8 protein-coding genes, 1 tRNA gene and 2 pseudogenes are annotated in these 7539 nt (G+C 56.3%); 7 read left to right on the top strand and 4 right to left on the bottom strand.

The window, feature by feature from the left end; translation table 11 throughout:
- Positions 1-562 precede the first annotated feature (562 nt).
- Genes Q0R02_RS05250 through Q0R02_RS05235 form a run of 4 tightly spaced genes read left to right on the top strand, consistent with a single transcriptional unit; the run spans position 563 to position 4334 of the window.
- Complete coding sequence (locus Q0R02_RS05250) at positions 563-874, top strand: hypothetical protein (RefSeq protein ID WP_293881431.1); 312 nt, start codon at positions 563-565, stop codon at positions 872-874.
- 30 nt (positions 875-904) lie between these two features.
- Positions 905-2029 (top strand): hypothetical protein, encoded by a 1125-nt coding sequence (locus tag Q0R02_RS05245; protein ID WP_293881429.1) that lies wholly within the window; start codon positions 905-907, stop codon positions 2027-2029.
- On the top strand, positions 2026-2913 hold the full coding sequence (locus Q0R02_RS05240; protein ID WP_293881427.1) for a HAMP domain-containing sensor histidine kinase: 888 nt from the start codon (positions 2026-2028) through the stop codon (positions 2911-2913). The genes Q0R02_RS05245 and Q0R02_RS05240 overlap by 4 nt, the downstream gene beginning before the upstream one ends.
- Complete coding sequence (locus tag Q0R02_RS05235; protein WP_293881425.1) at positions 2910-4334, top strand: phosphotransferase; 1425 nt, start codon at positions 2910-2912, stop codon at positions 4332-4334. Before Q0R02_RS05240 ends, Q0R02_RS05235 begins: the two co-directional genes overlap by 4 nt.
- 101 nt (positions 4335-4435) lie before the next feature.
- Here the strand turns inward: Q0R02_RS05235 and Q0R02_RS05230 are convergent, their stop codons facing one another.
- Positions 4436-4867: a hypothetical protein gene (locus tag Q0R02_RS05230; RefSeq protein ID WP_293881423.1), complete on the bottom strand. Its 432-nt coding sequence runs from the start codon at positions 4865-4867 to the stop codon at positions 4436-4438.
- Between Q0R02_RS05230 and Q0R02_RS05225 the strand changes: the two genes are divergently transcribed.
- Positions 4860-5570, top strand: a complete 711-nt coding sequence (locus Q0R02_RS05225) for an EH signature domain-containing protein (RefSeq protein WP_293881421.1) — start codon at positions 4860-4862, stop codon at positions 5568-5570. The genes Q0R02_RS05230 and Q0R02_RS05225 overlap by 8 nt on opposite strands.
- A 195-nt stretch (positions 5571-5765) precedes the next feature.
- On the opposite strand, the gene Q0R02_RS05220 is transcribed toward Q0R02_RS05225, so the two are convergent.
- Positions 5766-5972, bottom strand: a complete 207-nt coding sequence (locus Q0R02_RS05220; protein WP_293881419.1) for a hypothetical protein — start codon at positions 5970-5972, stop codon at positions 5766-5768.
- A 119-nt stretch (positions 5973-6091) separates the two neighbouring features.
- Here Q0R02_RS05220 and Q0R02_RS05215 point away from each other — a divergent pair.
- Positions 6092-6265, top strand: a pseudogene (locus tag Q0R02_RS05215) (DDE-type integrase/transposase/recombinase); the annotation flags it as partial.
- Between the two features lie 152 nt (positions 6266-6417).
- On the opposite strand, the gene Q0R02_RS05210 reads toward Q0R02_RS05215, so the two are convergent.
- Positions 6418-6502 (bottom strand) — tRNA-Leu (locus Q0R02_RS05210).
- Between the two features lie 100 nt (positions 6503-6602).
- Positions 6603-7247 (bottom strand): hypothetical protein, encoded by a 645-nt coding sequence (locus Q0R02_RS05205; protein ID WP_293881417.1) that lies wholly within the window; start codon positions 7245-7247, stop codon positions 6603-6605.
- 153 nt (positions 7248-7400) lie between these two features.
- On the opposite strand from Q0R02_RS05205, the pseudogene Q0R02_RS05200 reads away from it, so the two are divergent.
- Positions 7401-7539, top strand: a pseudogene (locus Q0R02_RS05200) (IS3 family transposase); the annotation flags it as partial.

The following is a 7539-nucleotide window of genomic DNA, read 5'->3' as shown; positions in this document are numbered from 1 at the left end:
TGAAGGTTGGCTGGAAGCGGCGTTTGGGCTTTCAACTGCGACCCCGATTGGAGCGGAGATTGCTGCTTGCCTCCTGGAATAAATGAGACGGGGTTTGTGCTCCCGCAAAAAATCGTATCTTCGCCAAGCGCGCAAACTTATATCTCTGGTTGGAAGTCATCGACTTGCAACTCCTCTTAGTCGATGGTGGTTAAATGATCATTGAGCGAATTCAGATTGAAGAGGGATTCCTTAACGGTTTCGACGTTTGGCCTAAACCCGGCCTAAACGTGGTCATAGGCGCGCGCGGCACAGGCAAACCACCTTAATCGAGTTGATCCGTTTCTGCCTTGGCGTCGAAGGCTACACCCCTGAAACCACGAAGCGAAGCCGTGAACATGCGCTTTCCGTGCTGGGTTCCGGGCAAGTCACCTTGACCCTGGTCGAGCAGGGCCGGCGGATAAGCGTTTCAAGGTCGGCAAACGACCCTGCCCCACGGTCATCCGGTCCATTTCTAATACCGATCGTCTTATCGCAGACAGAAATCGAGACGGTCGGCCTACAATCCGGCGGGCGGCTGCGATTGCTCGATGGCTTCGTCGTTGACCAGCGGTCGGTCCTGGCTGCCGAGACAGAAGCTGTCGCCTCTGTCCGCTCGATGACTTCCGAGGCGAACACGATTCGTGCAGACATCGAACAGCTCAACCAGCAACTTGCGGAACTCCCATCGATCTTAGAGCAGATTAGCCAAGTTGCGCCGCAAGAGCAGCAGTTGGCGGCACTCTCCGCTGATACAAGTGCGAAGACCGGCCAACTAAGCGTTTTGAGCACCACAATTGCCGCGAAAAGCGTTGCGTCGGAAGCAATCCAAAGATTTAGCCTGGGTGTCGGGTGATGGCGTGCGTCGATTAGCAGCGGCGCGGAAATGACCGTTGAGTCTTGGCCGGCTAACGCCGGCGGTGACCCGCTCGGAGAATTGCGCACGCGGGTCGGAAAGGCACACGAGCACCTCCGCTATGCGCTGCAGGAATCGTCTGCGGTTGAGTTGTCTAGCGCTGAACTAGCCGGTCAAATTGCGTTCGAGAAAATTGGCTTCGAAGATCAAGCCAGAAATCTTCGCCGTGAGATCGAGGCTCTTCAAGCCGGCGCAGGAGAAATCGTCCGGCGCGGGCAAATGCTTCGGGAGCGTAAGGCCCAGTTAGAATCGCTTCTTGCCGTTAGGCAGGCACGGATCGAGAATTTCCAAACGGTCATTGCGCGTCGCAATGCAGCATTAGACTCGCTGGAGACGATGCGCGCGTCTCGTTTCGAGGCACGTAGCCAAGCGGCCGCTGGTCTTAACCAAGTGCTAGGTCCCCGCATTCGCATCAGCGTTATGCGTGGCGGCCAGTCTGAAGCGTTCGCCAGCGCCTTAACGGAAGCGCTCCGAGGCAGCGGGCTGCGGTATAACGATCTGGTTTCCTCCCTCGCGCCGCGGATCAGCCCCCGGGAGCTGCTGGAGGCGGTCGACACCGACGACTTTGATCTGATAGCCACCCGGGGATCGATGACGATCGAACGCGCCGCCAAGGTGGTTGTCGCTTTGAAGGACGCGGATTTAGGCGCAATCGCGACCGTGCCGGTCGACGATTTCGTCACATTCTCGCTGATGGACGGTCCGGATCACAAGGACATTGCCGATCTGTCGACCGGTCAGCGCTGCACCGTAATACTTCCAATGGTGCTGCGCCACATGGAGCGTTTGCTGATCGTGGATCAGCCTGAGGATCACATCGACAATGCCTTTATTGTCGATACCTTGATCAAGTCGATCATAGCGCGTCCGGCCAACGGTCAGCTACTCTTCTCAACGCACAACGCGAACATCCCGGTCCTAGGCTCAGCTGACTTTGTCATTCAGCTCGGCTCCGATGGCCGTCGTGGATTCCCCTTGGCTGCCGGTCCTCTGGCTGATCCGCCGGTCGTCCGCGCGATTACGTCAGTCATGGAGGGCGGCGCGGAAGCCTTCCGACAGCGGGCCAGGTTCTATGGATCACAGGGCTTGGCATGAATCGGGAAGAAGCGCTGGAAAATTTAAGCGCATTATCTGCGCATGTGCGCGGCCAGGCGGCTCGAACCCTCGGTGATGTCGGCCTCTCGACTGATCTTCCGGGACTTCGGAGGGCTCAGCGGAACGAGACCGTCACCTACGTGAACTATGCCTTACAGGAGACGATCCGGCGGCTGACGAAGGAGCAGGCGCCGGTACCCTCGTCGGATGAGGCTGATGTCGTTTCTGATGATGTGCGCAAGCAGATTTACGGCAAGGCAATGGAGTGGGTCACCGGATTTCTCCTCCACGAAATTTCATCCCCAATCGGGCTAGTCCGCCTAGCCAGCAAGCGCGAACTCGGCGAACGCTGGGAAAGCTCTGACACGAAGCGGCACCTGGAGTCGGTCTCACGAGTCTTTGAGGCAATCGAATTGTTGAAGAACGCCGCGAGCGTACCGCGGCCCCAAGAGTTTGATCTATCGGCACTGTTGGATGAATTGCTTGACGTCTATGACCCCGGTGTTCGCGAATGGATTTCGACGATTGGGGCTCGCCCGTTTCTCATGAAGGGCGATCCATCTCTTATCCGAATGATCGTGGTGAACGGGATTCGGAACGCCGTGGAGGCACAGCAATCGGCCGCGACGCAACCTACTCCGCACGACGTGACCATAAGTTGGGGCGACACTGATGTCGACTATTGGTTCGCGGTTTTGGATCATGGCGGTGGGATTAACGGTCCAATCGAAACTACGTTCGAAATCGGTAATTCAACGAAGAAGGAGCATATTGGTTTCGGCTTGGCCATCGCCAGGCAGGCGGTGGAAACGTTGATCGGCTCGCTCACCTTGGAGCCAGCTAAGGATGGGGGGGCGCTCTACACGGCGCGGTGGCGCAAATGACGGCGCATATTCTGGTCGTCGAGGATGACGAAGAATACGTTTTTGAGCTGGAGCGGATCATCAGTGACGCCGGCGGTCCGACGGTGGTGACATTCGTGACCAATCGCGATGACGCAGTGGCCAAGTTAGACGGCGGTTTCTTCGATTTCGCGATCTTGGACCTGAAAATTCCAACAGCCCAGGGCACCACGGATCTTGATCCCGAGCACGGCAAGTATGTGTTCCATCATGTTCGTAAAGTGTCGCCAGGCACGAAAATTCTGGTGCTGACTTCTTCGCCATCGGATGATTTCATCGCTCCACTGCTGGCGCAAAAGCATGATGCGGACATCTGGAGCGAGGGCGCCAAGGTCGATACCATCGAGTTTCTTAAGAAGCTTCAGATCGACCAAGCTCCGGAAAGGATAAACAAGGTCGTGCATGCGATTCGAGGGCTGTCCGACGTCGAACTGCTGCTTAACGGCCTAAATCTGAGCACAGGCGAAGACCGCTTGGTTCGAATCTTCACAAAGCACTTCAATGCTCGTCGTTGCTCTGTGCATCCGATTGGCTCGGGAAAATCGGGTGCGCGCCCCTTGCGGCTTGAGATGTTCGACCAGACCGGCGCGCCTATTCGCGAGGTCGTTGCGAAGCTGGGCGAGCTTTCGAAAATGCAGGATGAGGATGCGCGATACGACGCACACGTCGTGCTCCTTGATGGCGCGGCAACACCTCGTAAGATGAAGCTTTTGGAGTTTGGTGCTGGCGCGACGGCGGGTATCTTTTATCAACTTGCAAGCGGCCATGACGCTTCCATGTTCGCTACCATGGCCGAGCAGGACCCATTGGCGGCCAAGGCGGTTGCCGCGGCTGCAGAAGCTCTTGCCGGCTGGTCGAAGAATCGGAATGAAGAACGGCGATCGATTGCATCCATCCGCGGTTCGTGGGTGTCGGACGCGCGGGCAGCTCAACTTCACGCAGAGTTTGGCCTTGGTTGGGCAGCAGAGTTCGAGAACCGCGAGATCCAGACCCGATGGTGTTGCGTGCACGGCGATCTGCACGGCGAGAATATCCTAGTCTCACCGGACGGAAATGTTCTGGTCATCGACTATGGCGACGTCGGGCCTGGATCTGCGGGGTACGACCCGGTAGCGTTGGAATTAAGCGCAGTGCTACAGGCCAACCCAACGCTGGGAGCGCTCTGGCCGACCGCCGGTGCCTGTCGCAAATGGCATGATCTTGATGCGTATCTCGTCGATTGTCCGATACCGGAATTCATTCGAGCTTGCCGGGCATGGTCAGGTAGCTTGGTGGTGGGCCGGCGTGAGTTAGCCGCGTGTGCGTACAGCTATCTGCTGCGTCAATTGAAGTATCCTGATACTGATAAGGATAGAATTCTGGCCTTGCTCGACGGTGTAAACGTATGCTGGTCCACGACGTAGCGACAATTTACCGGCCGTTATCCTCCCGGCCACTTCTCTTGGGTGGGGTGACTTGACTACCGACTTTTTATTCAACCTCGCGCAGCGCGGTTAGCGCATCTTTATCCGACCAACGAAGCTGTTGCTCCCTCGTTCTGGCAAAGTCCCCTGAGACGTTCTCCGAACCCATTCACCCTAGCCACGTCAATTGTTGCAACTTCAAGCCTGTGATCACTGCCATTGATCCGATGCGGAGCAAGGATGCCATTTTTTGAGCCCAATGCGTCGTGATGCGGATATAACAGGGTCAGTCTGACGCACCCATATAACCGTCCATAGGCCATCATCTGGTAGACATCCGCTTGCGACACGCCTTGTTTGGGATCATCCATCCGGGCGGAAACTCGCTTCCACTTCGTATCGATGATCTGCACAATATCATTGCCGCGCTTCACGAGAATATCCGGTCGAGTCTGAAACAGGCCGCGCTTATCAGCACTCTCCAGGCAGTATAATCGCCCACCTTGGCCGATCACGCGCAGATCGGTGCCCATATGGCCTGAATCCGTCAAAGCCAGCCTCACACCTTGGGAGTTGGTAGAACCCGAAGAAGCTCATAAAACAGCGCTTCTAGCGATGTTGGAACGCTATGGCGGCGGCGATCCTCGGGCTAAGCCAGCCAAATGGCGGACCGTGATGGACCAGTCGCCCGGAGCCTATGCCGTTCTTCTGCGCTGGCTAACGCGGGCCTCGGTGCTCCAATTTCTCGATATTGTTGATCGGTCGATGCCTGATGTCCCGTCGAAGCTCATGTGGTCATACCGGCGGGCATTTTGGATGTCTTATCTGATGGGTGACGGTACCGCGCCGACGATTGACGCAGCATGGGTTGCTTTTGGCGCTTATGGGGCCCGACTGGCGCGAAAGGCAGCGCAAGAAAGCGGCGACCGTTCATTCTCTGCTTTTGGCCTCCAATACGACAAATCTGCAGATCACGCCGCGCTCATCATCAAGATGGGAGATCTGTTGATCGTTGATTGGAGCCATTCCGCAAAATATAATGTCTGGCGCAAAGGTGACAAACGTCAGCCAGAGCTCTTCAAGGACCGATATGCCATTGGAGAGCTTTATTCGGCGCCATTGCAGGACAGCCATTCCTCACCTGCAACCTACACCTGGCAGAAAAAACTTGCACGCGTGATCGAGGGCAAGACTTTCTTTTCCGAAAAGCAAAGCTGGAGACCACGGCGTGCTTAATCGACTATTCAAAAAGACCTCGCCGCTCACCTTCAGCTGGCAACAAGACGGCGACCTGCTGACCGTCACTCTCAAGCGCGGCGACGCACTCGTTCCCCTGGCCAAGCTCTCGATGAAGAGGCCGACAATCTGCTGTCGCCAGACGCGCAAAAGCTATTTGCTGGCGATCGCTTTAAGCGCGCAGGCGAATCTCGCTCAGTCTATGTTCTGCGCAACGGCGAATATGTCTTTATCGACCCTGTCCTGCGTCCAGCGCTCAGTGCTGTACGGCAGCTTCAGGATGCCCCTGAGACCGAGCGGCGGGCATTCATTCTCAATCCGCGAAAAGTTCTGCGGACCATTATTGGGGAAGACAGCTCCGACGAGATCGGCCTGGATCGCCTTTTCGTCGACACTGAGCAATTCTCGGCACGCGTTGCCGGGGTTGATGTCTGGCGGGCGCCGGTACTCCCCTGGCTAGTGCCATCAACGAAAAATAGCTGGCTTCCTGAGCGGTTTGGTCTGCGCATTGGCGAAGACTATTTCGTGCTGCCAGCCGCAAACGTGACAACTGTCGTTCGGCGCGTGGAAGACCGCCAGCGAACATCCGATCTGACAATGGGCCTGAGTTTATCGCGACGGCAGTCCAGAAGTGGCTGGCACAGATCGGCGTGAAGACACTCTACATCGCGCCGGGATCGCCGTGGGAGAACGGGACTGTCAGAAATTTCGTGTGCGGGCGGGCATAATGGCCACTCAGTGGGGGCCGGTCACCTGTTCAGTCAGCCCTTCGCGAGGCATTAGGTTGCCGGTTCCGGCACAATCAACGCATTTGGCCGCCGCGGGGGCGACTAAAGCCAGTTCCAATTGGTGCGGGTGGTCGGACTCGAACCGACACGACCGAAGTCGCGGCATTTTGAGTGCCGTGCGTCTACCAATTCCACCACACCCGCGATTAGCTTCCTATAGCCAGAGAAACCGCTTCCGCAAACCGAATTTACGCTTTCGCTGCAACAATCGGCGATGTGACGACACCTGAGTTTATGGTAACCTCTATCGAGCGCGTCGAACGTTGATCGCTGACGCATCAAGCATATTCTTGATGTGAGAAGCATAATATTTTTCAATCATCTCGACACTCGTACGACAGTTTTTGGCGACTTGATAAATGTCGGCACCATCCATAAGCCGGAAGCAGATATAGGTATGACGAAAGCTGTAGCTGGTACGCGGATTGCCTTCGCGATCATATTTCATGCCAAGCTCGCCAAGCAGCGAGTTGAGCAGCTCGCGTTGAATTTTCGGAAACAGCAATTCGTTAGACTCGAAATCGTGCCTTTTCTTCATTCGATTAAAAGGCAGAACGGCACCGGGCATCGTTTTGCAATAGCCGACCCCGCGCTTACCTCGAACTGCTATGTGGAGAGTTTTCTCCTTCCGGGGACCGTCCACAACGATATCGACGTCACGTAATTCAACGCGCTTCGCTTCGTCGGGCCGAAGACCGCTATTGACCATGAACAACACATAATCATGAAAGTCTTCACAAGCCGTTCTCCAGCGCTCTTTCTTCGGGTTCTTCGCGCGTTCGCCAGTGGCTTTGTAAAGTTGTTTATACTCATCAGGGGAAAACCAAGCACGATGCCCGATTTTCCCGAACGTCTTATAAGGGGCCGATAGATCGGGCAGATACGGCAACCATCCGTGACGATTGGCGGTTTAAGGACGTGCCGCAGTGCAATGATCTCGTGATGCATTGTTGACCGCGATGGACGCTTTGGCAAACCCGTCTTTTTATCGATCCGCGATGTCATTCGATGAACTCGATATTCCTGGACGAGGCCGGGCGTATGCCGTGTGCTCGGGCAGCATCGATCGACGCAGCGCAAAGTGCCGTGTGGGGCTGACGACGAACAGGCGCTGACCGAGGACATCATCGCGCTCGCCAGGCAATATGGTCGGTATGGTTATCGTCGGGTGACGGCGCTGC

Origin of the sequence: Sphingomonas sp., from assembly GCF_025353885.1 — a bacterium.
In the GTDB taxonomy this organism is placed as follows: Bacteria; Pseudomonadota; Alphaproteobacteria; order Sphingomonadales; family Sphingomonadaceae; genus Sphingomonas_O.
The sequence above is the reverse complement of the archived record's forward strand: the minus strand, read 5'-3'. Positions and strand labels throughout refer to the sequence as shown.

Excerpts from the sequence above, each read along its gene's own strand:
- Q0R02_RS05245 (WP_293881429.1), top strand. The coding sequence starts at position 905 with ATGACCGTTGAGTCTTGGCCGGCTAACGCCGGCGGTGACCCGCTCGGA.
- Q0R02_RS05230 (WP_293881423.1), bottom strand. The coding sequence starts at position 4,867 with ATGGGCACCGATCTGCGCGTGATCGGCCAAGGTGGGCGATTATACTGC.
- Q0R02_RS05240 (WP_293881427.1), top strand. The coding sequence starts at position 2,026 with ATGAATCGGGAAGAAGCGCTGGAAAATTTAAGCGCATTATCTGCGCAT.
- Q0R02_RS05235 (WP_293881425.1), top strand. The coding sequence starts at position 2,910 with ATGACGGCGCATATTCTGGTCGTCGAGGATGACGAAGAATACGTTTTT.